The organism is Desulfobulbus elongatus DSM 2908 (genome assembly GCF_000621145.1).
GTDB lineage: Bacteria > Desulfobacterota > Desulfobulbia > Desulfobulbales > Desulfobulbaceae > Desulfobulbus > Desulfobulbus elongatus.
The window spans coordinates 1-23,121 of the sequence record NZ_JHZB01000001.1; the positions used below are offsets into that span (position 1 = coordinate 1).

Genomic DNA, 23,121 nt, shown 5'->3' on the forward strand with positions numbered 1-23,121 from the left:
GCGGCAAGGCGTTCCAGATGATTCCTGTCCTCAGGACGTACACTATTGCGGAGAAAAAGAGTCGGTTCGAATACTTCGGCTTTCGGCCGCCGCCCGGCTTACGAGTATATTCTTTTCCGGCTTCTCGCAGATCTGTGGGGATCAACGGTTCAACGATCGCCCAGAATGCATCCGAAATTTCCCAGGTTTTGATGCGTGCCATTTCTCCCCCCGTTGCTTGGTTTCAACGGATATTAGCTGGTGGCAGGAAAATTGCGAGCAAATTATTTGTGGATAAGCACTTAATTAAGAGCACCCCAGATATTGAGCGACTCCGATTACTATTGGCTGAGAGTCCGCCAGACCCTCAACTGGTATGCGCCAAAGCTGGATTTATTCTTGAATTTGCACTTAATTTTCTGGCTCAACATTATGAATGTTCGGTCCCCCTTAGGGCAAGTGGGCTCTACACAATCGGGGATTTATTGCCTGCTGTTGACAAAAAACTTCGCCAAGCACTGAAAGTCGAAGTGCTCAAAGAAACCGCTGCGGATGGCCTTCCTGTTTATGAAATGGTTGCGTTGGCCCCTTTTCTAGACGAGTTGAGTAGGGTCGCCCAAGCCAGAAATGTCTTTGGCTGTCATTTCAACCAACTTTCTTTTGAACTGCTTGATGCAGATGCCTTGGGGTTTGCTCAGCAGGTTCTCGATCTGGTGTCGGTTCTCACCGATGAACAAGCCGGATGGCCGAGAAATGGGAAGTCGGGAAGCTATTGGGCTACAACCGGTGAGACCCGCCGTTTGCACCCTTATAAAAAACCGAATTGAAATAATGACTGGAAAAAAACAAAAACTTGAATTGACCTGGATCGGCAAGGAGGAGCGGCCAAGGTTGGAGCCGCGCATCCTGCTGGAGGATCAGGAGTTGTCATATCATGCCGGGCATCGGGTGACGGAGGCGGATCTGTTCGACAACCGGTTGATCTTCGGCGACAACCTGTTGGCCTTGAAGGCCCTGGAGCAGGAGTTTACCGGTAAGGTAAAGTGCGTGTTCATTGATCCGCCGTACAACACCGGCAGCGCCTTTACTCATTATGACGACGGAGTGGAGCACTCCATCTGGCTGTCACTGATGCGGGACCGGTTGGAGATCATCCGGCGGCTGCTGGCTGAGGATGGTTCACTGTGGATTACTATTGACGACAACGAGTGCCATTATTTGAAGGTGTTGTGTGATGAGGTGTTCGGGAGAAAATCTTTCATCTCCAACATTATTTGGCAAAAGAGAACTTCTAGAGAAAACAGGGCGGCAATTGGATCTTCACATGACCATTTACTGCTTTATTCAAAGGTCGGTTCTTTAGACTGGAAAAATTATCGCAACCTTCTTCCTTCAAACGAATCTGGCTTTTCTAACCCTGATGACGATCCCGCAGGGCCTTGGCGGTCTATCCCTTTTAGTGCTCAAGGATGGCGTCCAAACCAGATGTATAAAATTAAAACACCAACTGGCCTATTGCTCGATCCTCCGAAAGAGAGGTGCTGGGGAGCAACAGAAGAGGTCTTCAATAGGTATTTATCAGAAGGAAGGGTGTATTTTCCCAATAATGGCAATGGTAGACCGAGAATAAAAACCTATGCAGGAGAAGAAAAAGGACTTGTTCCAAACTCTATTTTCTTGGCCGCCGAAGCTGGTGATAATCAGGCTGCAAAAAAAGAAATACTAGCTCTATTTCCTGACGACGAGGCATTTTCTACACCGAAACCCGAAAAGTTACTTCACTTGATCCTGTCAATTGCCACCAACCCCGGCGACCTCGTTCTCGACTCCTTTGCCGGTTCCGGCACCACCGGTGCTGTCGCCCACAAGATGGGCCGCCGATGGATCATGGTGGAACTGGGCGAACACTGCCACACCCACATCATCCCGCGATTAAAAAAAGTCATCGACGGCGAGGACCAGGGTGGGATCAGCAAGGCGGTCAATTGGCAAGGCGGCGGCGGCTTCCGCTACTACCGCCTGGCGCCGTCGCTTTTGGAAACGGACCGTTGGGGCAATTGGGTGATCAATCAAAGCTACAACGCCGCCATGCTGGCCGAGGCCCTGTGCAAGCTGGAGGGCTTTCGCTATGCGCCCTCCGATTCCGTCTACTGGCAGCACGGCCATTCCACCGAGCAGGATTTCATCTATGTGACCACCGCCAGTCTCACCCATGAGCAGTTGCAGGAGCTGTCCGACGAGGTGGGCGAGGGGCGATCCCTGCTGGTGCTCTGTACCGCCTTTCGGGGCCGGGGCGACTACGCCAATCTCACGGTCAAAAAAATTCCCCGCCAGGTGCTGAGCCGCTGCGAATGGGGCCATGACGACTACAGCCTCAAGGTGGAGAACCTGCCGGCAGCGCCTCCGCCACCGCCATCACTGCCTCTGGAAGAAGCAGAAAAATCTGGAAAAAGACGGCCACGACAGGCATCGCTGTTCGGCGAGGAAGCGTCATGACCAAAAAACAAACACCAGTTCAACTTGCCGACACGCTTTTTCATGAATTCCGCAGCTTGATCGAAGAAACCCGCTCTTCCGTTGCGGTAACGGTCAACACCGCTTTGACCATGCTGTACTGGCGGGTCGGCAAACGGATCAGCAAAGAACTCCTGCAAGGGGAGCGGGCAGCCTATGGCGCGGAGATTTTGCCGACACTGTCTGCAAAATTGCTTCGTGACTTTGGACGCGGTTGGAGCGAACGTAATCTTGCCTATATGGTTCGGTTGGCGGAGACCTTTCCCGATAGCGATATTTTGCAGGCGCTGTCTGCAAAATTAAGTTGGAGTCATTTCAAGGCCATCATCTACCTTGATGATCCACTCAAGCGCGATTTCTATGCTGAAATGTGCCGGATTGAAAGTTGGAATACCCGCACCCTGCAAAAGAAGATCGACTCAATGCTCTTCGAGCGCACCGCCCTGTCCAAGAAACCCGACGAACTGATCCGCCTGGAACTGGATGGCCTGCGCGACGAAGACCGGCTCACACCGGATCTGGTCTTCCGTGATCCCTACTTCCTCGATTTTCTTGGGCTCACGGACCGCTACCTGGAAAAGGATCTGGAAGGCGCCATCCTTCGGGAACTGGAAAAATTTCTCATGGAACTCGGTGTCGGATTTACCTTTGTCGCCCGTCAAAAGCGCATCCAGGTGGATAACGACGATTATTACCTTGATCTGCTCTTCTTTCATCGACGCTTAAAACGGTTGGTGGCTATCGAATTGAAACTGGGCGAGTTCAAACCGGCCGATAAGGGACAAATGGAATTGTATCTGCGCTGGCTGGATAAATATGAACGACAGCCCGATGAAAAAACGCCCATCGGCCTGATCCTCTGTTCCGGGAAAAAACAAGAAACCGTTAAACTGCTCGCTCTTGAGCAAAGCGGTATCCGGGTGGCGAAATACCTCACCGAATTGCCGCCTCGCGAGATTCTTGAACAGGAACTCCACAAGGCTATTGCTCAGGCGAAAGAACACATCGATTTGCAACTGGAACACCGAAGAGAGGTGGGGCCATGAACCGTCACGTCAACGCCATCTCCGGTCGGCTGTCCCTGCGGCAACCGCAGCGGGAATCCCTTGAGATTTTGCACCGCATCACTGAAATCGCGCCGCCGGGCAAGGAGGCGGACACCGCCGCCGTACTGGAGGTGATCCGCAGCGAATATCCGTCGGTCACCGATTTTGAGCGGGAATTCCCCTCGCTCTGCTTTGCCCTGGCCACCGGGGTGGGCAAGACCCGCCTCATGGGGGCCTTTGTCAGCTACCTGCATCTTGCTCACGGCATCTGCAATTTCTTTGTGCTGGCGCCGAATCTCACCATCTACAACAAGCTGATTGCCGATTTCACCCCGAACACGCCCAAGTATGTATTCAAAGGAATCGCCGAGTTCGCCACTGACCCGCCGACGGTCATCACCGGCGATACCTACGAGAGCGGAGTGGGGGTGCGAGAGGCGGCGCGGCGTGATAACCGTCTACCAGGCTTTTTTCAGGAAACCGGTGTTCACATCAACATCTTCAATATCTCCAAGATCAACTCCGAGGTCCGGGGCGGCAAGTCGCCGCGTATTAAGCGGCTCTCCGAGTATATCGGCGAGAGTTATTTCGATTATCTGGCCGGCCTGCCGGACCTGGTTCTGCTCATGGATGAATCGCACCGCTACCGGGCCAGCGCCGGCGTGCGGGCCATCAACGAGTTGAAGCCAATCCTCGGCCTGGAATTGACCGCCACCCCCTTTGTGGAAACCAATAAGGGCGGAGTGGCGTTCAAGAACGTCATCTACGACTATCCCCTGGGACGGGCCATGAGCGACGGCTTTGTCAAGGAACCGGCGGTGGTGACCCGTAAGGACTTCAATCCGGCCGGGATGTCGGTGGAGGAGATCGAGCGGTTGAAACTGGAAGACGGTATCCGGCTCCATGAGAGCGTCAAGGTGGAGTTGGAAACCTATGCCCGCGAGACTCTGCAAGCCATCGTCAAGCCCTTCCTGCTCGTCATTGCCCGCGACACCACCCATGCCGGACAACTGTTGCGGATGATCCAGTCCGAAGCCTTTTTTAAAGGGCGCTATACCGACAAGGTCATCCAGGTGGATTCGAGCAAGACCGGTAAGGATGAGGAAGAAATGATTGAGCGGCTGCTGCGGGTGGAACAGACCGAGGAGCCAACCGAGATTGTCATCCACGTCAACATGCTCAAAGAGGGTTGGGACGTGACCAACCTCTATACCATTGTGCCGCTTCGGGCTGCCAATGCCCGCATCCTCATTGAGCAATCCATCGGCCGGGGGCTGCGGCTGCCCTACGGTAAACGCACCGGGGTGACACCGGTGGATCGGCTCAACATCGTTGCCCATGACAAGTTTCAGGAAATTATCGACGAAGCCAATCGGCCTGATTCCGTCATCCGCATGCAGGCAGTAGTGATTGATGGTTCGGAGCTGGAGAAGAAAACCGCAACCGTGGTGTCGCAGTCGCAACTGGCGACCAAGCTGGGCTTACGCCCGGCCCTGGTGACTGCGAGTACCGCCATGGCAGGACAGGAGGTGCAACCGGTCTTCACCGGAGCGCAGGAACAACAGGTGGCGAAGACCGCCTGGGAAGTGATCAAGGGATATGAGAACAAGCCGCAGTTGCTGCCATCGGTCAACCATCTGAAAGATCCGGAGATCCAAGCCGCTATAGTCAAGGCCGTGGAGGCACAACAACCGGCGCAGCTGGCCTTGGAAGGTTTCACGGTCAAGCCGGATATCGCGGCTGTCGTGGCCAAAACAGTGGAATTGGTGACCGAGCAAACCATCGATATCCCTCGCATCCTGGTGGTGCCCAAGGGCGTGGTGAAGTCCGGGTTCAAGCCGTTCACCCTTGATCTCGGCATCCTGAATTATCCGCCGGTATCCGAGGATTTATGGGTACAGTATCTCCGCACCGGAGAAGGAATGGCCGTGACTCCGGCTCGTGGCTGTAGCGAAGAGCCGCGCACGGAGAACTACATCGTCCGCTGCCTGATGGACTTCAACGATATTTCCTACGATGACCACGCAGACCTGCTTTACGATTTGGCGGGGCAGGCTGTGCGTCATTTTGAGAGTTATTTACAGGTGGACGAGGTCATTGATGTAGTGCGTTGCCATCAGCATGAAATTGCCCGCTTCATCTATGCCCAGATGCAGAAACATTACTGGGAGGAAGTCGCAGAGTATGAGGTGAAGGTGAGCAAAGGATTCACCGAGTTGAAACCAAGCGCTTACACCTGCAAGACCAATGAGCCGCCAGCCGATTATAAGGTCTCGCCGGCGGATAAAAGCAATATGTCCCGTTATCTCTTTAGCGGGTTTACACGGTGCCTGTACCCGGTGCAGAAATTTGACTCGGATGCGGAACGCAAGCTGGCCGTTATTATGGAGAGGGATGCCGTGAAATGGTTCAAACCCGCCAAGGGGCAGTTCCAGATCTTTTATCGTCACGGTGCGGATCACCTGGAATATCAACCCGATTTTGTCGCTGAAACCGAGAGCACAATCTACATGCTGGAGCCCAAGGCGAGTAACCAGATGCAGGACCCCATCGTACTTGCCAAGAAAGAGGTTGCCGTCAAATGGTGCGTCAATGCCACGGAATATGCCAAAAGCCACGGAGGAAAACCATGGCGTTACGTGCTGATTCCGCACGATGGCATTGCCACCAATATGACGATCACCGGGTTGACGCAGATGTATGGCATGTGAAAGAATGTATTATAAAAATCGTACTTCTACTATTCAGGAGAAACTCCATGGCGCTTGCCATTGATATCCACACCCATGCCTTTCCCGACCAGGTCGCCAGCAAGGCCATCCCGGCCCTGGAGCGGGAAGGCGGCATCAAGGCCTATCTCGACGGCACCATCGCGGCCCTGCTCGATTCCATGGCCAGAAGCGGCGTCGAACGGTCGGTGCTCTGCTCCATCGCCACCCGGCCGGAACAGTTTTCCCCCATCCTCGACTGGTCCAAGGCCATCCGCTCCGAGCGGATCGAGCCCTTCCCCTCGCTGCATCCTGACGATCCCGACTTGCTGCCCCACCTCGAGACCATCCATGCCGAGGGCTTCAAGGGAGTCAAGATGCACTCCTATTACCAGGATTATTTTTTCGACGACGAGCGCCTGTTCCCCTTGTATGAACGGATGAGCGAACTGGGCACCATCCTGGTGATCCATGCCGGCTACGACATCGCCTTTCCCCGCATCCGCAAGGCCGATCCCCGGCGGATTGTCGAGGTCTGCCGGCAATTTCCCGATCTCCGGCTGATCGCCACCCATCTGGGCGGCTGGGACGAATGGGACGATGTCCGCCATCTGCTCGCCGGCAAGCCGATCTACATGGAAATCTCCTTTGCCTTCGATTCCCTCGACCGGGAGCGCATCCGGGAGATCCTGCTCGCTCATCCGGCCGAATATCTGCTGTTCGGAACCGATTCCCCCTGGACCGACCAGGCCGCCACCTTGAAAATGCTGGCCGAACTCGGTCTGCCCGATGCCCTCTTCGAGCGGATCGTCAGCGGCAACGCCCGCCGCCTGCTGGGGTACGCCGGCTAGCGGGCACCTTCATGCCACGAAAAACAGGAGGATGACGAAACATGCGAACCGCGACCAACACCATCCGCAGCGGGGCGCGCGCCCCTCTCGCTCTCCTGGCCTGCCTGGCGTTGCTGGCTGCCGTGCTCCTCGGCGGCTGTGCCCAGCCGCGGCAATGGACCAAAGGGGGGCTCAGCCAGGCCGAGTTTGATCGTGATGCCGCCGGCTGCCGGCGGGAAGCGGCCAGGGCGGCCTATCGGGACCCTTTTGCCGCCGCTGCCGGCCAGGACCAGGACCTGGAGCGCTCGGTGGCCGAGGAAAGGATGTTCGAGCAGTGCATGTTTGCCAAAGGATACCGGCTGGAGAAAAGCAAATCCGGCCGCTGAGCCCCTTGTGCCGGCACCCGGCGCAATACCGATTGACGGCGGATGCCGGCCCGCTATAGTAGCGAACATGAATCCGATCATGCGGAAGCGCGCAAGGAGACCCGACCATGCCACCAACAAACCGCAAATTCTTTCTCCTCATGGCCGTCTGTTGCCTCCTCCTCACGCTGCACCGGCCGTCCGCCTGGGCAGCGGAGCAGACGGTGCGGATTCTGGCCACCACCTTTCCCGTCTATCAGATCGCCCGTAACATCGGCCAGGGGGTCGAGGGCATCGACATCGACCTGATGATCCCGGCGGCGATGGGCTGCCCGCACGACTACGCCCTGACGCCGCAGGATATGCGCAAGCTGGCGGCTGCCGACGTGCTCGTCGTCAACGGTCTCGGCCTGGAGGAGTTTCTCGGCGCACCGGTGCAGAAAGCCAATCCGCGCCTGAAGATCGTCGACAGCTCCCAGGGGATCGCCCGGATTCTCGCCTATGCCGCCGGCGAGCACGACGAAGACGGCCACGGGCACAAATCGGCCGGAGACGGCCACGACCATGGCCCCAATCCGCATCTGTTCGCCAGCCCGCGCATGGCGGCGCTTCAGGCCGCCGCCATCGCCAGGGGGCTGGCCGAGGCGCACCCCGCCGGCGCCGCCCGTTATGCCGCCAACGCCCAGGCCTACGGCCAGCGACTGAACCGGCTGGCCGACGACATGGCCGCCTTGGGCGGGCGCCTGGCCAACAAGCGGATCGTGACCCAGCACGGGGTGTTCGACTACCTGGCGCGGGACATGGGGCTTGAGGTGGTGGCCGTGGTCCAGGACCATGCCGGCCAGAACCCCGCCGCCGCCGAGATGCTCGCCCTGGTGGCCGCCATCAGGGCGAAAAGGGCCGGGGCGCTGTTCACCGAACCGCAGTATCCGGAAGCGGTCGGCGCCGCCATCGCCAGGGAGGCCGGCATTGTCGCCGCCCGGCTCGACCCGGTGGCCAACGGCCCGGAGCAGGCGCCGCTTGACTATTACGAGCAGGTGATGCGGCGCAACATGACCATCCTGGAACAGACCCTTGGCAGCCGCTGATCCCTTGCCCCGGTACCGGCCTGCGGAGTTCGCCGTCCGTTTTGACGAGGTCACGGTCGAGCGCGGCGGCATTTCCATCCTCGACCGGGTGAGCGCCATTGCGCCCAGGGGGAGCTGCACCGCGATCATCGGTCCCAACGGCGCGGGAAAAACCACGCTGCTGCTGGCCCTGCTGGGCGAAATCGACTACCGGGGCCGCATCGTCTTCGGCGCCGACGGCCGGCCGCCCCGCATCGGCTATGTGCCCCAGCGGCTCGCCTTCGACCGGGGCATGCCGCTGACCGTGGCCGAGTTCCTGGCCATGGGCTTTCAGAAAAAACCGCTGTGGTTCGGCATCGACACCGCTCTGCGCCGCCGGGCCATGGAGGCGCTGACCCTGGTCAAGGCGGACCATCTGGCCGGCCGCATCGTCGGTGCCCTGTCCGGCGGCGAGCTGCAACGGGTGCTGCTGGCCCTGGCCCTGCGGCAGGAGCCCGACCTGCTGGTCCTGGACGAACCCTCGGCCGGGGTCGATTTCCAGGGAGAGTTGATCTTCTGCGAACTGCTCGACGACCTGCGCCGGCAGCGGGGCTTCACCCAGCTGATGGTCAGCCACGACCTGGCCACGGTCACCCACCACGCCACCCACGTGATCTGCCTCAACCGCAAGGTGGCGGCCGAGGGCCCGCCCCGGCAGACCCTGACCGACGACAATCTCACCGCCATTTTCGGCATGCACATGGGCTTGGTCAACTCCCGCTCCATGCCCGGCGACCGGGCGGTCTGCTCGGCCCCCTGCTGCCAGGAGCGGCCCGATGCCTGATCTGTCGCCGCTCTACAATCTGCTCGCCCAGTTGCTGCCCTTCGACTGCCTCCAGGCCCGCTTCATGCAGCAGGCCCTGGCCGGCCTGCTCCTGCTGGCGCCGATGACCGCCGCCATGGGCATCCTGGTGGTCAACTTCCGCATGTCGTTTTTTGCCGACGCTATCAGCCATTCCGCCTTTGCCGGCGTGGCCCTGGGCCTGCTCCTCGCCCTGGACCCCGATTGGACCATGCCGGCCTTCGGCCTGCTGGTGGGGCTGGGGATCATGCTCATGCAGCGCTCGTCCAACCTCTCCTCCGACACGGTGATCGGGGTCTTTTTCTCAGCCATGGTCGCCTTCGGCCTGGCCATCGTCAGCCGGGACCGGTCGCTCGCCCGCGATCTGCAGCGGTTTCTCTACGGCGACATCCTCACCATCAGCGACGGCCAGATCATCGCGCTTATGGGACTTTTTCTGACCCTGATGACCTTCCAGGCGCTCAGCTACAACCGCCTGCTCTACATCGGCCTCAATCCGACCCTGGCCCGGGCGCACCGGGTTCGGGTGGCGGCGCTGCAATACCTCTTCGCCGGCCTGCTCGCCCTGATCGTCATGTTCGCGGTGCAGGCGGTGGGCGTGCTGCTGGTCACCGCCCTGCTGATCGTGCCGGCGGCCTCGGCGCGCAATTTCGCCCGCTCGGCCGGCGCCATGTTCTGGTGGACCCTGCTGATCAGCCTGAGCTCGGCCGTGGCCGGACTGGTGCTCTCCGCCCAGGACTGGGCCCGGACCGCCACCGGCGCCACGGTCATCCTGGTGGCCTGCGGCTGGTTCGCGCTCAGCATGCTGGCGGTGGCCCACCGCCGGGAACAGCCGCTCTGAGCGCCGCACCGGCGGCCCGTCGCCGGAAAAGCGACTGCGCCTGCCGGCCCGGAACCGTTCCGACTCTCCGCCGCCCTATCGCCATCCGCCGAAGTATGGTACTATCCTGTCAACAATGTTGAGCGGATTGCCGGCCCGGCAGCCCGTCGTTCCCCCTGCTGACGACCTGACCCCATGAAGCATCGGCCTTCCCGGCTTTTTTTCGACACCAACGACTACAAACTGCTGGGCATCGTCAACGATGTGCTCAAGCAGCGCTCCCGGCCGCAGCAGTCGGTGAGTTCGCTGATGACCCCCTACATGCATCCCCACGGCATCAAGGAGATGGCCGCCTCCACCGGCCTGCGGGTCGCCTACGCCATCGTCAGGCTGCTCGGCTCGCTCGAGGCGGGCAAGGCCCACGACCGGATCGTCGCCCTGCGCAGTCTGCGCGACGAGGTCTTCAGTTCCGCCACCTCGTTCTATCACAAGAACACCGCCCGGGTGCTGATGCAGATCATCAAGGAACTGGTGCGCCACGAGGGCAACGAGGTGCGGCAGTTGGAACTGGCGCACGATTTCCGCATGGTCTACACCGGCAAGCCGCGCCTGGTGCGCAAGGAGCTGGCCAAGTACCACCTTCTGGAGATGCCGGAGGAGTGGAACCAGTTCGCCTTTGACGACCACGTCCACGACGCCAACACCAAGGGGAGGAAATCGCCCACCCACCTGCTGATGGATGCCTGGATCAAGGGCATCCGCAAGCTGACCGTGGTGTACTACAACCATGTCGAACAGGAGGTGGTGGAGGAACTGCTCGAGGCCGGGGAGATTCTCGACATCCATGTCCGTATCGGCATCGAGTTCTCGTCGCGTTTCCGCAACAAGTTCGTCCGCTTCATCTGGGAACTGGAGGGCTTTTTCGACCGGCACAGCCTGCTGCAGTTCCTGCGGGAGGAAGCGGTGCGGGAGATGCTCGACCAGGGCCGGCAGGTTTCCCTCTACCAGCAGCGCTATGTGCTCGAGGTGATCGCCTCCTTCAACACCGTCCATCGACCGGTCCTGGACCGGGAGCTGGAGGTGGAGAGCCAGCCGCTGGACCCGGACCAGTTCCTCCGCTTCGTCGGCACCGGCCAGCCTTCGCTTCTCCATCTCGCCAAATTCATCCAGAACCACTACCGCGCCCTGCTCGAAGCCGAGGTGCGCCGGATCCACCGGGATTCCCTCCTGGACAGCGACAGACGGGAAGAGCTGTTGTGGGCCTGTTCCCGCAAGATGGCCAAACTCGACCTCGAGGGCCTCATCAACCGGTATCTCCAGCCCCCGCGCAATCCCGGCCTGCACGATCCCACGGTGCCCCACGACGAAGGCCAGCCCCCGCTGATGCATCTGGCCCCGCCCGAACTGCTGGGCCGGCTCGCCTCCATGCATTCGGGTTCGCGCTTCACCTTGAACCTGAGCAATCTCTCGATTCACGACACCCTGGAACTGCTCTACATCTGCCAGGGGCGGATCACCCATATCGAGGCCTTCAACCTCAAGGACTCGGGCCACGGCATGACCGCGCTGGCCTCGGTCAAGGGCAGCGGTTTCGCCGGCGAGGCGGTGGACATCAGCAGTCCGGCACGGAACTACAGGCTGATCAACGTGCTGCAGAAGGCCCTGAACGAGGACAACGTCATCGCCCTGAAACGGGCGATCCGGGCCATTATCTGGGATTTCGAGCAGACTCGCCTGGTCATGGAGAAACGGTGCGAGGAAGGGAAGGCGCAGCCGCAGCCGCCGGACAACCTGGCCGCCCTGCACGCCGAACTGGCGGCGATGAACCGGCGCCGGGACGACCTGCTCGACATCCTCATCAATATCGAGTCGTTCCACAGCCATTACAACAAACGCTACCTCGGTTCCCGCATCGGCTCGGGCTCGACCGGGCAGTCGCAGCTCCAGCACGGCATGGGGCTGGTGGTGGTGGACACCCTGCCGCAACGGGCCGTGCGCCAGGTCATGCTGGAACATTGGGGGGATCAGCGCAAGCTCATCCCGGTCAGCGCCCGGATGATCCATCACCACCATCGCCGAGGGGAAGCGCCGCCCTCCCTGCCCTGGTCGCAACGGATTGTGCGGAACATGCAAGGCAGGAGTCGCGGCGACGGTCCGTTGAAATGGAGCGATTGGAGCCTGGACCGGTTCGAGGTGCATCCCGGGGCCGACGGCAACATCGCCACCTTGGGCGGCGTCCGCCGCGCGCCCTCGATCGATGTGCATCCGGGCCTGAACAAGGGCAGGACCGGCAGGCCGTCCCCGCGGTACCTCAATACGCACCTGCGCAATACCCTCAAGATCGCGGCCGGGTTCGTGCCGGCCTTCCTCACCTTCGCCCTGACCAAGGATTGGTGGGTGCTGGCCTATCTCGGGGCCTTTATCTGGTTCGGCATCACCGGTGTCCGCAATATCATTCAGTCGATCCTGGGCGGCGGGGGGCTCAAGCGCTCGCCTCTGCTGCCGTGGAATTCCCTGGTGAGCTGGAGCCGGATCGCCGATTCCCTCTTCTACACCGGCTTTTCGGTGCCGCTGCTCGATTACCTGGTCAAGACCCTGTTGTTGCAGCAGCAACTGGGCATCACCACCTCCACCAGCCCCTTGGCGCTCTATTCGGTGATGGCCCTGGCCAACGGCGTCTACATCTCCACCCACAACACCCTGCGCGGTTTGCCTCCCAGCGCGATCATCGGCAATTTTTTCCGCTCGATTTTCTCCATTCCTCTGGCCATTCTCTTCAACGACAGCCTGGCCGTGGCGCTGCATTGGGGCATGGTGCCGGAGGTCGAGGAGGGCTTGCAGAAATGGGCCGCGGTGATCTCCAAGCTCGCCTCGGACTGCGTGGCCGCGGTGATCGAAGGCTTGGCCGACCGGCAGAGCAATGTCCGCATCCGGCTGGCCGATTACCGGGAGAAGCTCAGCCAGATGTTTTCGGCCTATGCCCGTCTGGATCTGCTCTTTCCGGAAGAGGATGTCCTCGACCTGCTCCAGTCGCCCAAGGCCCTGATTGCGGCCATTCACGAAGAGGCCCACGATCTGGAGAAGGTGTTCATCGCCAATGCCCTGGACCTGATGTACATCTGGATGTACCAGCCCAGGGCGCGCAAGGCCCTGCAACAGATCGTGGCGACGATGTCCGCCGAGGAATGGCTCATCTTCTACCGTTCCCAACTGGTTCTCAAGCGGCAGCGGGAAATCAGCCAGGTGTTCGTCGACGGCATGGTGGGGCGGAATTTCGCCAAGGCGCTTGCCTTTTACCTCGACCGCTCCGATGCCTACCTGCTTGACATGGTGGCCATGGGCAGGTTCCGGGAACGGTATCAGAAGAAGTACGGCCTGCTCGCCACCGCCTGATCGTTGTCCGGAGGCGTGCCGACCGGTGAAAAAGCGGGGGGCCGCAACGGCCGCGGGCAATGTGCGAACGGTTGGGCAGGGGAGGGGCGGTTTAGTGCGGAGACGGAGGATGGATGCCGTAGCGGCCGTAGGTGGCCAGCAGGATCCGCACCATGGCGCCGATACCGTAGCGGTCGGCAATGCGCTGATGCTGCCGGGCCATCCGCTCCGGATCGCGCCGCGGCAGGCCGGCCAGTTCGGCCAATCCCTGGCGGGCGGCCGGGACGTCGTCGTAGTCGACCAGCCGGCAGTCCTCGACCAGGCGCAGCGGCTCCATGGTCGACGGAATCCGGCAGGCCAGCACGGGCAGGCCGTTGAGCAGGCTCTGGATCAGGGACTGGGAGATGCCTTCGGCCTCATACGAGGAAAAGAAGCAGAGATCGAAGGCGCTGAAAAACCGTTCCGGCTGCTCCTGGTGCCCGGTGAAGATCACCCGGTCCGCCACGCCCAGATCGCGGACCATCTCCTGCAGCGCGGGCAGTTCCTCCCCGCCGCCGCCCACGATCATGAACCGGTAGGGCGCAGGCATCACCGCCGCCGTCCTGACGATGAAGCGGTGGCCCTTGTACTGCCGGAGAAAACCGACGTTGCCCACCAGGATCTCCTGCTCGCCGATGCCGTAGTGCTGGCGGACGGCCCGCCGGTGTTCCGGCGAAAACCGGAAACGGGCCTCGTCGTTGCCGGTGGAGAGGACCACCATCTTCTCCGGCCCGATGCCCTGGGCCGCCAGTTGGTCGGCAATGGCGCCGCTGCAGGTGAAGATGACCTGCGGAAACCGATAGCTCAGGGTCGAGGAGACCGGCGCCAGCACATGGCGGGTGCGGATGACCAGCGGCACGCGGCAGAGCCGGGCCAGGGCGCCGGCCACCCAGGAATCCTCGGAGGAATGGGTGTTGACCACCGCGGGCTTGAGCGTCCTGATGCAGCGGAACAGGCGCAGCCAGGAGCGGGGATCGAGCTTGGCGAACGAGGCCTCGTGGACCGGCAGGTCCTCGGCGGCAGCCCGCCGGGCCAGTTCGGCATCGGCCGGCGCGATCAGGCCGGTGCGGAAACCGTGGCGCCGCATTTCCCTGAGTTCGGTCAGGGTGCGAATCTCCTGGCCGCCCCAGGCCCGGCTCGATTCGGTGTGGACGATAAGGGGTGGCCTGGTCGGCACACAGTTCGGCGGCATCATGGCAGCAAATCGGCCGGCGCTCACGCCAGCCGCACCCGGTTGATCATGGCCTCGTCGCGCTGAACGGTGCGGTGGTACTGCACCGTCGGCCGGCCGAAGAGAAGGGTATAGCCCCTGACGTGGTCGTCGGGGATGCCCAGCCGCCGGTACAGGTCGACATCGATGGTGGACAGGGCCCAGCGGATCATGGCGTTCCACAGGGTGCCGATGCCCATGGAGGCGGCCAGCAGTTCGAAGTAGCTCATGGCGATGATGATGTCGGCGTCGGGCGTGGTGACGGCCGGCGGCACCGAGACCATGAGCAGGTGGGGGGCATTGCGGAAGATGATGTCGCGGCCCTGGTCCCAGGCCGTGACCACATGGCGGAAATAACTCAGATTTTCGCTGAGACGCTTTGCCGCCACCGCCCGACGCAGTCCGTCCATGGTTTCGCGGCGGAACACCTCCATGGTGGCCGGGTCGTCGATGACCGTGAACAGGCACTGCCGGTTGTTCTTGCCGGTGGGGGCATTGGCCACGGTGGCGATCATGGTGTCGATCACTTCGGCCGTCAGCGGCTCCGGCAGGAACCGGCGCACCGACCGCCGCCCCTTGATGAGCGCGGTTACCTGGGCGCTGCCGGGCAGGCTCTGCGGCAGGGGCAGGGAGTCGTCCGGGTTGCGGCCCAGGATCGACAGGGCGCCGGTCGGGCAGACCGCCAGACAGTGCTGGCAGCGGATGCAGTGGTGCACCCGCTTGGGGTTGAGCGCCGGATACTCCGCCGCCATTTCGATGATATGAAAGGGGCAGTCGTCGACGCAGGCCCCGCACTGGATGCACAGCTCCTGGTTGACGGTGAAATGCAGGTCCATGGCGTTTTCCTCACGGTAGGGAAAGGGGCGAAACGGGACACCGTCGCCCGGAAGGAGGTTTCGACAGGAGAGCCGATGGCAGGCCGCCCTCTCTGTCCTGCCGTCCGGCAGGGGCGCCGGCTTGGCCGCGCCGGGAGCTTCCGGGCCGCCGTGTGGCCACAGCGGATGGACAACAGACAGTGATCATACGGCAACTGCACACACTCCGGGGCGGGGTGATCGATACCTCGACCCTGATCTATCTCGAACGGCTGGCCCTGCTGCCGCTGGCGCTCCACGTTTTCGACCTGCTGCTCATCCCGCCGGTGATCGCCGAATACGGGAGGCACCCGGAGGGGGCGGTCCTGGTGCCCGCACCCGGCGCCGGCCCCACCGACGACCTGCTCTGCCGGGCGGCGCAGGCCCTCGGTGGTGCCCGCACCCGGCGCCGGCCCCACCGACGACCTGCTCTGCCGGGCGGCGCAGGCCCTCGGTCGGCCGGTACTGTCCGAGGACAAACAGGTGCTGCGGCAGGCCCGCCGGCTTGGGCTCGACTCGTACAACACCCTGATGCTCGCGCTCGCCCTCTGTGCCCAGGGACATCTGCCCCTGGAGGACTTTCCCCGGCAGCGGGAGCGGCTGCGCGGCTTTGCCCGGTACGGCGCCCAGGTGCTGGCCGTGGGCGACGCGGTGTACCGGGAACTCCTCGAAGAAACAGCCGGTTCCTGAACAGCCGTTATCCGGCCCGCACCAGCTCCCGGGCCAGCGCCGCCGCGGCCCGGAGGTGGCCGTCGATATCGCCGTTCGGTTGCAGGCGCAGACCGCCGGCGACCAGGGGCCTGACCTCGAAGCCGCAGAACTCCAGGTTGCGGACGTAGCGTTCGGCCACATCGGTGTGTGCCCCGGCCGCATCGACGTGGGTGAGAACGAGCACCGCCACCTTGCCCGGCGGCAGCCGGGAGTTTTCCCCGTCGTCGGGGGCGTCGGTGCGGATCAGCGACCACAGCCGGTCGAAGAACGACTTGAACTGGCCGCAGGTGTCGCCGAAATAGATCGGCGCGGCAAAGACGACGATATCGGCGGCATGGAGACGGTCAAGGACAGGGGTGACATCGTCTAGGAGCACACAGCGGTCGGACCGGGTATGGCAGCCCTCGCAACCCTGGCATCCACGGTACTGCATGGCGTTGAGGGAATAGTCGGTGACCGCGGCGCCGTAGGTGGCGGCGGTTTCGGTGAAGGCACGGGCGATGCGGGCGCTGGTGCCGTTTTTTCTCGGGCTGCCGTGGATGCTGACGATGTTCATAACCCTTTGATGACGAAGGTTTGGGCGAAAACGGGCCAAATGGTGGCGGGCATTGTACGAACAAGGCCGGCATTTTGCCAGGGAAATATCGGCCGGTTGATCGCCGGCCGGATGGCGGGACGCCTGCCGGGCGGCCGCGGGCCGGCGCTAATCTTTTCGCTTCTGGCGCCGCGACATGCTATGATCGCAGTCTGGCTGCCGAGGGGCGCGTCGAGACGAGTTTTTCATTGAGGATGCATGATGCGGGTTGTGTTGCAGGAAGAGGCTTTGGGGGATGGATTGCAGGGGGAAAGCCGGCTGTTCGGGCTGGCGGAGAAGCTGGAGATCGTCCGGCTGCTGGCCCTGGCCGGAGTGCGCCGGCTCCAGCTGGGCAGTTTCGTCAACCCCCGCTCCGTGCCGCAGGTGGCCAACACCGACGTCCTGGTCTCGCTGGTGCGGCAACAGTACCCGGACATCCTCTGCACGGCCCAGGTGCACAACGAACGGGGCGTGGAGCGGGCGGTCCGCAGCGGCCTCGAACATCTCAGCGTGATCGTGCCGGTTTCGGAAAGTGACAGCCGCAAACACGACGGCCGGTCCGCGGCCGAGGTGATGACCGCGGCCACCCGGCTGATCGCCACGGCCACGGCCGGGGGTGTCCGCATCCGCGCCGGGCTCCGCTGCGCCTTTGGCTGCGTCTACGAAGGCGAGATCGCCGAGGCCGCCGTCCTGGATGCGGTCGGGCAGTTGGCGGCCGCCGGCGCCGGGGAGATCAGCCTGGCCGACACCGCCGGCATGGCCCATCCCGAGCAGGTGAAACGCCTGGCTGCCGCGGTGCGCGCCGCCTATCCGGAAATCGGGCTATCGCTGCATCTGCATGACACCCGCGGCCTGGGGCTGGTCAACCTGTATGCCGGCTATGCCGCCGGGGTGCGGGCATTCGACGTGGCGGCGGGCGGCCTTGGCGACTGCCCGTTCATCGAGGGTGCGCCGGGCAATGTCGCCACCGAGGACGCGGTCCATCTCTTCAAGGGAATGGGGGTGGACACCGGCCTGGATCTGGCCGGATTGTGCCGGGCGGTCGACGCCATCGAGGCCCTGCTCGAACGGCCCCTGCGGGGGCGGATCTGCCGGGCGCGGGAGGAGTCGCCTCCCGGTACGGTTCGCCGCGAAGCGGAGTGAGGCGGCCTCAGGCGCCGGCGCGCTGCTGCAGGATCGGCAGGAACCGTTCCATGTAGTCGGCCCGCATCACTCCCAGCCGGACGGCGGTCTGCGTCGGCATGGTGGCAAAGGTGCCGCTGGCCCTGGTGCAGAGGAGATCCTCCGCGCCATAAATCTCGCCGGTCATCACGACCTGCCGGTCGGCCGCCTCGCCGATGGTGCCGACCACGGTCAGCGGCTGTTCCACCTGGACCGGTTTTTTGAATTCCACGGTCATGGTTTTGGTCACCGCGATTTTGCCCAGCAGATAGATGATCGACCAGCCCATGATTTCGTCGAGCATCGTCGACAGAATGCCGCCGTGCACCGTCCGGTCCCAGCCGGCCATGACAGGGGGCACGGTGACAAAGGAATAGAGCCGCTCCCCGTCGGTGTGGAAGGCCATGTGCAGCCCCACGGGGTTGTTGATGCCGCAGCCGAAGCAGGTCTGTCCTTCCAGATTGGCGACCGGTTGCAGGGCGTCGCGGTTGACGAGCATTTCGGGTTCCTCCTCTTCTGCGGGGTAAACGGCGGTTCAGACCCAGGCCGTCATCAGGTGGGCGAGTCTGCCGGCGCGCAGGCCGTCGACCCGGTTCCGGAAGTAGCGGTCGTCCAATGCCTCCGGCGACATGTCCTCGATGCGTCCGAAGCCCAGTTCCCGCAGATGGTCGGCGAGAAGGGCGGGTGCGAAAAAGGTCCGGAAGGGCTCGCCGGCGGCGGCGACCCGGTCGGCCATTCCGGCGAAGGCGGCACGGGCCCTGGGGCTGAGCAATTCCGGCGCGATCATGTAGTCGAAGACGATGCCGCTGCCGGTGGGCAGCGCGGCAACGGCGCGCAGGGTGGCGTCGATGGCCTCGGCTGTCAGATACATGGTCACGCCCAGCCAGGAAAAGAAGGCCGGCCTGTCGCTGTCGAATCCGGCCTGCCGCAGCGTTTCTTCCAGGGTTTGGGTTTCGAAATCCATTGGCACGAAGGTGCAGTGGTCCGGAACGGCGATGCCCGCTTCAAACAGGCGCTGCCGTTTCCATTCCTGGGTGGCCGGATGGTCGACCTCGAACACGCGCAGATCGCCGCCATCGTCCGCAGCATGGCGGCAGGCAAAGGTGTCGAGGCCGGCGCCGAGTACGACATACTGGCCTAGGCCCTGCTGCCGGGCCTGTTGGAGCATGTCTTCGGCGTGGCGGCTGCGCGCGGCCAGCGAGGCCCGCAGCACGCGGACAAGCGGCGTGTCGTCCAGCCAGCTCCGGTCGGGGGCGGCGGCATCCAAGCAGAGAACGCGCAGGGCCAGCGGATCGTCAAAAATCCTGGGATGGTCGAGCACCTGATGGGCGGCGCGGCGGATGGCCACGCGCAGTGCCGTTGTGCTTGGGCAGTCGATGGGCATGCCTCTCCTTTATTCGAGCCGGCCGGGGAAGTCAACCCCCGCGCACGACCAGTCAAAGGAGGCCGCCGCCAACCAGGCGGCCGGCTGTGGCTGCCTCCTTTCTTTCCCGGCGCAAGCCGGCATTCGTTGTTGACACCCCCACCGGAATCAGATATTCAGGATAAAATTACTCTTATTTGTCTTCTTTGGGGGTCCGATCCATGCGTTTGACCCGTGCCGCCGAATATGCCATCCGTTGCGTGCTCTATCTGTCGCAGCAGGGTAAGGGCATCCTGACCAGTCGGCAGGAAATCGCCCGGCAAGCGGACATCCCGGCCCATTTCCTGGCCAAGATCGCCCAGGATCTCGCCAAGGCGGGGCTGATCGAGATCCGCCAGGGTGCGCGGGGCGGCTTCGTCCTCAGCAAGCATCCGGCCGCCATCAGTCTGCTGGAGGTGGTGGAAACCATGATCGGCGAAATCCAGCTCAACGACTGCATCGCCCGGCCGAGCGGGTGCAAGGCCAGCTACCACTGCGCCGTGCACCGCGTCTGGCTGAGCGCCCGCGAGCAGTTGCGCGCCACTCTGCGCCAGGTCAGCTTCGAGCAGTTGATCGCCGAAACCTCCTGCCTGTCCGCCCCACTCGAGGTCCTGCTCGAGCCGGAAGGCCTCGATGTGACCGGCCCCATCCGCAACGAAGTGCAATGACCGAGCAAAATCCCCCCCGCCCCTGGCTGGTGACCCGGATCTACCGCTTCTACCGCGACGGCTTCCGCCAGATGACCGTGGGCCGCACCCTGTGGAAAATTATTTTCATCAAACTGTTTATCATGTTTGCGGTCTTGAAATTTTTTTTCTTTCCTGATTTCCTGGCTACTCAGTTTACCACCGATGCACAACGGGCCGATTATGTGATCGAGCAGCTGACGCAGTCCGCCCCAGGCTCTGTTCAACCGTCAAAGGAGAAGACCCATGATTGAAAATTTGGACCTTGGCATGGTCAACTGGGCCAGGGCGCAATTCGCCCTGACCGCCATGTACCACTGGCTGTTCGTGCCGCTCACCCTGGGCATCAGCTGGATCATCGCCTTTTTTCACACCATTTACGTGCGTACCGGCAGCGAGGAGTGGAAGCGGCTGACCAAGTTCTGGATGAAGCTGTTCGGCATCAATTTCGCGATCGGCGTGGCCACGGGCATCATCATGGAGTTCGAGTTCGGCACCAACTGGTCGAATTACTCCTGGATGGTCGGCGACATTTTCGGCGCGCCCCTGGCAATAGAGGGCATCGTCGCCTTTTTCCTCGAAGCCACCTTCTTCGCGGTGATGTTCTTCGGCTGGAACCGGGTGTCCAAGGGGTTCCACCTGTTCGCCACCTGGATGGTGGCGGCGGGCTCCAACCTGTCGGCGGTGTGGATCCTGGTGGCCAACGCCTGGATGCAGTATCCGGTGGGCCAGGCCTTCAACCCGGATACCGCCCGTTTCGAGATGCAGAACTTCTTCGAGGTCGCCTTCTCGCCCTACGCGGTCAACAAATTCACCCACGCCACCAGCTCGTCCATGATGCTGGGGGCGTTTTTCGTCATCTCGATTTCCTCTTGGTACCTGCTGCGCGGCCGCCATGTGCTCATGGCCAAGCGTTCGATCGTGGTCGCCGCTTGCCTGGGGCTGGTGGCCTCGATCTTCACCATCTTCAACGGCGACGAGTCGGCCTATGAGATCGCCCAGGTGCAGCCGATGAAACTGGCGGCCTTCGAGGGGCTCTACGAGGGGCAGACCAACGCCGGCCTGGTGGCCTTCGGCGTCATCAACCGGGACAAGAAGGTCTACGATACCCAGCCGGCCTTCCACGGCTTCAATATCCACATCCCCGGCCTGCTGTCGCTGATGGCCAACCGCTCCTTCAACTCCTTCGTGCCCGGCATGAAGGATCTGGTCTACGGCAACGCCGAACACGACGTCTTGGGGGCGGTCCAGAAGATGGAGCTCGGCAGGAAAGCGGTGGCGAGCCTCGATGCCTACCGGCAGGCGAAAAAGGCCGGCGACGCGGCCGCCGCCGAAGTGCAGCTCGCCGCGTTCGACGAGCACAAGGAATTTCTCGGCTACGGCTATCTGAACAAGCCGGAAGAGGCGGTGCCGCCGGTGGCCCTGTCCTTCAACGCCTTCCATGTCATGGTCTTCCTCGGCACTCTGTTCCCCCTGATTTTCATCGGCTACCTCTACTTCTCCTACAAGGGGACGCTGGAGCGGAAGAAGTGGCTGCTGGGGCTGGGCACCATCACCTATATCCTGGGCATGATCGCCTCCCAGGCGGGCTGGATCGTGGCCGAAGTGGGGCGGCAGCCCTGGTCCATCCAGGGTTTGCTGCCGGTGACCATCGCCCGGACCAACCTGACATCGGGCACGGTGCAGACCACCTTCTTTCTATTCCTTGTCCTCTTCACCCTGCTGCTGATCGCCGAGATCAGCATCATGGTCAAACAGATCAACATCGGACCGGAGGAAAACTGACATGATAGAACGTCTCGATTACGCAACCCTGCAGCATTTCTGGTGGCTGCTCTGTTCGGTCGTCGGCGCCCTGTTCCTGGCCATGACCTTTGTCCAGGGCGGCCAGAGCCTGCTGTGGCAGATGGCCAAGACCCGGACCGAAAAAGATCTGATCATCAATTCGCTCGGCCGCAAATGGGAGCTGACCTTCACCACCCTGGTGCTGTTCGGCGGCGCCCTGTTCGCCTCGTTCCCCAAGTTCTACTCCACCTCCTTCGGCGGCGCCTACTGGGTGTGGATCCTGATCCTGTTCACCTTCATCGTCCAGGCGGTCAGCTACGAGTTCCGCAGAAAGCCGTGGAACATCTTCGGCAGCCTGGTCTACGAGGGCTTTCTGTTCCTGAACGGCGTGGTCGGCATCCTGCTGATCGGCGCCGCGGTCGGCACCTTTTACACCGGCTCCAACTTCCAGTTGGACGCCAACAACTTCGTCACCTGGACCCATCCCTTCCGCGGTCTGGAAGCGGCCCTGAGCCCCTCGGTGTCGTCGCTGTTCAACATCGCCGTGGGGCTGTTCCTGGTGTTCAACGCCCGCACCTTAGGCGCCATGTACCTGGTCAACAACCTGGAACTGGGCGAGGTGCCGGAAATGGCAACCCGCCTGCGGGCCGCCTGCTGGCAGAACCTGCTGCTGTCCCTGCCCTTCTGCCTGCTGATCGTGGCCTCGCTCCTGTTCATGCGCGGGTACGGCATTGTCGACGCCAAGGGCACCATCGAGATCGTCAGCTTCAAGTACCTGCGCAACCTGCTGGCCAACCCCTGGCTGCTCGTCCTCCTGGTCGCGGGGCTCGGCCTGGTGATCTTCGGCGCGTGGAAAACCGCCAAGACCACGGCAACCCGCGGCATCTGGTACGGCGGCATCGGCACGGTGCTGATCGGCCTGACCGTTCTGCTGCTGCCGGCCTACAACAACACCGCCTTTTATCCCTCCAAGGTCGACCTCCAGTCGAGCCTGACCATTTATAACGCCTCGTCGAGCCCCTACACCCTGAAGGTGATGACCTATGTCGCCCTGACCATCCCCTTTGTCCTGGCGTACATCGCCTATACCTGGCGACAGATGAACCGCAACAAGATCGGTATCGAGGACACCGGCGACAAGGCCGCGTACTGAGGCC

Annotated in this window: 22 protein-coding genes; 16 read left to right on the plus strand and 6 right to left on the minus strand. The window is 62.2% G+C overall.

What is annotated here, in order from left to right; all coding sequences use genetic code 11:
- Positions 1 to 202 (minus strand): transposase (locus Q362_RS22585; RefSeq protein ID WP_157469757.1); only part of this gene is annotated, 202 nt, incomplete at its 3' end.
- On the opposite strand from Q362_RS22585, the gene Q362_RS23305 reads away from it, so the two are divergent.
- The 10 genes from Q362_RS23305 (at position 192) to Q362_RS0100050 (ending at position 13,563) form a co-directional block, all read left to right on the plus strand.
- Positions 192 to 806 carry a hypothetical protein gene (locus tag Q362_RS23305; protein ID WP_157469759.1) on the plus strand — a complete coding sequence of 205 codons (615 nt, stop codon included), beginning with the start codon at positions 192 to 194 and terminating at the stop codon, positions 804 to 806. The genes Q362_RS22585 and Q362_RS23305 overlap by 11 nt on opposite strands.
- A gap of 4 nt (positions 807 to 810) precedes the next feature.
- A complete protein-coding gene (locus Q362_RS0100010; protein ID WP_028316987.1) occupies positions 811 to 2,475 on the plus strand; it encodes a site-specific DNA-methyltransferase in 1,665 nt (554 codons plus the stop codon).
- Positions 2,472 to 3,539 (plus strand): PDDEXK nuclease domain-containing protein, encoded by a 1,068-nt coding sequence (locus Q362_RS18400; RefSeq protein WP_035215074.1) that lies wholly within the window; start codon positions 2,472 to 2,474, stop codon positions 3,537 to 3,539. The genes Q362_RS0100010 and Q362_RS18400 overlap by 4 nt, the downstream gene beginning before the upstream one ends.
- Positions 3,536 to 6,250, plus strand: coding sequence for a DEAD/DEAH box helicase (locus tag Q362_RS0100020; RefSeq protein ID WP_028316988.1), 2,715 nt, complete (start codon positions 3,536 to 3,538; stop codon positions 6,248 to 6,250). Before Q362_RS18400 ends, Q362_RS0100020 begins: the two co-directional genes overlap by 4 nt.
- A 47-nt stretch (positions 6,251 to 6,297) precedes the next feature.
- Complete coding sequence (locus Q362_RS0100025) at positions 6,298 to 7,098, plus strand: amidohydrolase family protein (protein ID WP_028316989.1); 801 nt, start codon at positions 6,298 to 6,300, stop codon at positions 7,096 to 7,098.
- 41 nt (positions 7,099 to 7,139) lie between these two features.
- On the plus strand, positions 7,140 to 7,463 hold the full coding sequence (locus Q362_RS0100030) for a hypothetical protein (protein WP_028316990.1): 324 nt from the start codon (positions 7,140 to 7,142) through the stop codon (positions 7,461 to 7,463).
- Between the two features lie 107 nt (positions 7,464 to 7,570).
- Positions 7,571 to 8,530, plus strand: coding sequence for a metal ABC transporter substrate-binding protein (locus Q362_RS0100035; protein WP_028316991.1), 960 nt, complete (start codon positions 7,571 to 7,573; stop codon positions 8,528 to 8,530).
- The gene (locus Q362_RS0100040) at positions 8,517 to 9,332 is read left to right on the plus strand and encodes a metal ABC transporter ATP-binding protein (RefSeq protein WP_051553384.1); all 816 of its coding nucleotides are present in this window, start codon (positions 8,517 to 8,519) and stop codon (positions 9,330 to 9,332) included. The genes Q362_RS0100035 and Q362_RS0100040 overlap by 14 nt, the downstream gene beginning before the upstream one ends.
- Positions 9,325 to 10,191 (plus strand): metal ABC transporter permease, encoded by an 867-nt coding sequence (locus tag Q362_RS0100045; protein ID WP_028316993.1) that lies wholly within the window; start codon positions 9,325 to 9,327, stop codon positions 10,189 to 10,191. The genes Q362_RS0100040 and Q362_RS0100045 overlap by 8 nt, the downstream gene beginning before the upstream one ends.
- A 174-nt stretch (positions 10,192 to 10,365) precedes the next feature.
- Positions 10,366 to 13,563, plus strand: coding sequence for a hypothetical protein (locus tag Q362_RS0100050; RefSeq protein WP_028316994.1), 3,198 nt, complete (start codon positions 10,366 to 10,368; stop codon positions 13,561 to 13,563).
- A gap of 91 nt (positions 13,564 to 13,654) precedes the next feature.
- Here the strand turns inward: Q362_RS0100050 and Q362_RS0100055 are convergent, their stop codons facing one another.
- Both Q362_RS0100055 and Q362_RS0100060 read right to left on the minus strand, forming a co-directional pair.
- On the minus strand, positions 13,655 to 14,776 hold the full coding sequence (locus Q362_RS0100055; protein ID WP_157469761.1) for a glycosyltransferase: 1,122 nt from the start codon (positions 14,774 to 14,776) through the stop codon (positions 13,655 to 13,657).
- A 20-nt stretch (positions 14,777 to 14,796) separates the two neighbouring features.
- The gene (locus Q362_RS0100060; RefSeq protein ID WP_028316996.1) at positions 14,797 to 15,627 is read right to left on the minus strand and encodes a nitroreductase family protein; all 831 of its coding nucleotides are present in this window, start codon (positions 15,625 to 15,627) and stop codon (positions 14,797 to 14,799) included.
- A gap of 408 nt (positions 15,628 to 16,035) precedes the next feature.
- Between Q362_RS0100060 and Q362_RS0100065 the strand changes: the two genes are divergently transcribed.
- On the plus strand, positions 16,036 to 16,335 hold the full coding sequence (locus tag Q362_RS0100065) for a hypothetical protein (protein ID WP_028316997.1): 300 nt from the start codon (positions 16,036 to 16,038) through the stop codon (positions 16,333 to 16,335).
- Between the two features lie 7 nt (positions 16,336 to 16,342).
- On the opposite strand, the gene Q362_RS0100070 is transcribed toward Q362_RS0100065, so the two are convergent.
- On the minus strand, positions 16,343 to 16,912 hold the full coding sequence (locus Q362_RS0100070; protein ID WP_028316998.1) for a flavodoxin family protein: 570 nt from the start codon (positions 16,910 to 16,912) through the stop codon (positions 16,343 to 16,345).
- A 237-nt stretch (positions 16,913 to 17,149) separates the two neighbouring features.
- Here Q362_RS0100070 and Q362_RS18405 point away from each other — a divergent pair, with 237 nt between their 5' ends.
- Complete coding sequence (locus Q362_RS18405) at positions 17,150 to 18,073, plus strand: hydroxymethylglutaryl-CoA lyase (protein WP_084312084.1); 924 nt, start codon at positions 17,150 to 17,152, stop codon at positions 18,071 to 18,073.
- A 7-nt stretch (positions 18,074 to 18,080) separates the two neighbouring features.
- Here Q362_RS18405 and Q362_RS21795 read toward each other — a convergent pair whose 3' ends face one another.
- Both Q362_RS21795 and Q362_RS0100085 read right to left on the minus strand, forming a co-directional pair.
- Positions 18,081 to 18,590 carry a PaaI family thioesterase gene (locus Q362_RS21795; protein WP_051553388.1) on the minus strand — a complete coding sequence of 170 codons (510 nt, stop codon included), beginning with the start codon at positions 18,588 to 18,590 and terminating at the stop codon, positions 18,081 to 18,083.
- Positions 18,591 to 18,626: 36 nt separating this feature from the next.
- A complete protein-coding gene (locus tag Q362_RS0100085) occupies positions 18,627 to 19,475 on the minus strand; it encodes a class I SAM-dependent methyltransferase (RefSeq protein WP_028316999.1) in 849 nt (282 codons plus the stop codon).
- A gap of 200 nt (positions 19,476 to 19,675) precedes the next feature.
- Here Q362_RS0100085 and Q362_RS0100090 point away from each other — a divergent pair, with 200 nt between their 5' ends.
- Genes Q362_RS0100090 through Q362_RS0100105 form a run of 4 tightly spaced genes read left to right on the plus strand, consistent with a single transcriptional unit; the run spans position 19,676 to position 23,117 of the window.
- The gene (locus Q362_RS0100090; RefSeq protein ID WP_028317000.1) at positions 19,676 to 20,161 is read left to right on the plus strand and encodes an RrF2 family transcriptional regulator; all 486 of its coding nucleotides are present in this window, start codon (positions 19,676 to 19,678) and stop codon (positions 20,159 to 20,161) included.
- A complete protein-coding gene (locus Q362_RS0100095) occupies positions 20,158 to 20,433 on the plus strand; it encodes a DUF4492 domain-containing protein (RefSeq protein ID WP_051553390.1) in 276 nt (91 codons plus the stop codon). The genes Q362_RS0100090 and Q362_RS0100095 overlap by 4 nt, the downstream gene beginning before the upstream one ends.
- Complete coding sequence (locus Q362_RS0100100) at positions 20,426 to 21,964, plus strand: cytochrome ubiquinol oxidase subunit I (protein ID WP_028317002.1); 1,539 nt, start codon at positions 20,426 to 20,428, stop codon at positions 21,962 to 21,964. The genes Q362_RS0100095 and Q362_RS0100100 overlap by 8 nt, the downstream gene beginning before the upstream one ends.
- Before the next feature lies 1 nt (position 21,965).
- A complete protein-coding gene (locus tag Q362_RS0100105) occupies positions 21,966 to 23,117 on the plus strand; it encodes a cytochrome d ubiquinol oxidase subunit II (protein WP_028317003.1) in 1,152 nt (383 codons plus the stop codon).
- The last annotated feature ends 4 nt before the right edge of the window (positions 23,118 to 23,121 follow it).

Excerpts from the sequence above, each read along its gene's own strand:
- Q362_RS23305 (WP_157469759.1), top strand. The coding sequence starts at position 192 with ATGCGTGCCATTTCTCCCCCCGTTGCTTGGTTTCAACGGATATTAGCT.
- Q362_RS0100010 (WP_028316987.1), top strand. The coding sequence starts at position 811 with ATGACTGGAAAAAAACAAAAACTTGAATTGACCTGGATCGGCAAGGAG.
- Q362_RS18400 (WP_035215074.1), top strand. The coding sequence starts at position 2,472 with ATGACCAAAAAACAAACACCAGTTCAACTTGCCGACACGCTTTTTCAT.
- Q362_RS0100020 (WP_028316988.1), top strand. The coding sequence starts at position 3,536 with ATGAACCGTCACGTCAACGCCATCTCCGGTCGGCTGTCCCTGCGGCAA.
- Q362_RS0100025 (WP_028316989.1), top strand. The coding sequence starts at position 6,298 with ATGGCGCTTGCCATTGATATCCACACCCATGCCTTTCCCGACCAGGTC.
- Q362_RS0100030 (WP_028316990.1), top strand. The coding sequence starts at position 7,140 with ATGCGAACCGCGACCAACACCATCCGCAGCGGGGCGCGCGCCCCTCTC.
- Q362_RS0100035 (WP_028316991.1), top strand. The coding sequence starts at position 7,571 with ATGCCACCAACAAACCGCAAATTCTTTCTCCTCATGGCCGTCTGTTGC.
- Q362_RS0100045 (WP_028316993.1), top strand. The coding sequence starts at position 9,325 with ATGCCTGATCTGTCGCCGCTCTACAATCTGCTCGCCCAGTTGCTGCCC.
- Q362_RS0100050 (WP_028316994.1), top strand. The coding sequence starts at position 10,366 with ATGAAGCATCGGCCTTCCCGGCTTTTTTTCGACACCAACGACTACAAA.
- Q362_RS0100055 (WP_157469761.1), bottom strand. The coding sequence starts at position 14,776 with ATGATGCCGCCGAACTGTGTGCCGACCAGGCCACCCCTTATCGTCCAC.
- Q362_RS0100060 (WP_028316996.1), bottom strand. The coding sequence starts at position 15,627 with ATGGACCTGCATTTCACCGTCAACCAGGAGCTGTGCATCCAGTGCGGG.
- Q362_RS0100070 (WP_028316998.1), bottom strand. The coding sequence starts at position 16,912 with ATGAACATCGTCAGCATCCACGGCAGCCCGAGAAAAAACGGCACCAGC.
- Q362_RS18405 (WP_084312084.1), top strand. The coding sequence starts at position 17,150 with ATGATGCGGGTTGTGTTGCAGGAAGAGGCTTTGGGGGATGGATTGCAG.
- Q362_RS21795 (WP_051553388.1), bottom strand. The coding sequence starts at position 18,590 with ATGCTCGTCAACCGCGACGCCCTGCAACCGGTCGCCAATCTGGAAGGA.
- Q362_RS0100085 (WP_028316999.1), bottom strand. The coding sequence starts at position 19,475 with ATGCCCATCGACTGCCCAAGCACAACGGCACTGCGCGTGGCCATCCGC.
- Q362_RS0100090 (WP_028317000.1), top strand. The coding sequence starts at position 19,676 with ATGCGTTTGACCCGTGCCGCCGAATATGCCATCCGTTGCGTGCTCTAT.
- Q362_RS0100095 (WP_051553390.1), top strand. The coding sequence starts at position 20,158 with ATGACCGAGCAAAATCCCCCCCGCCCCTGGCTGGTGACCCGGATCTAC.
- Q362_RS0100100 (WP_028317002.1), top strand. The coding sequence starts at position 20,426 with ATGATTGAAAATTTGGACCTTGGCATGGTCAACTGGGCCAGGGCGCAA.
- Q362_RS0100105 (WP_028317003.1), top strand. The coding sequence starts at position 21,966 with ATGATAGAACGTCTCGATTACGCAACCCTGCAGCATTTCTGGTGGCTG.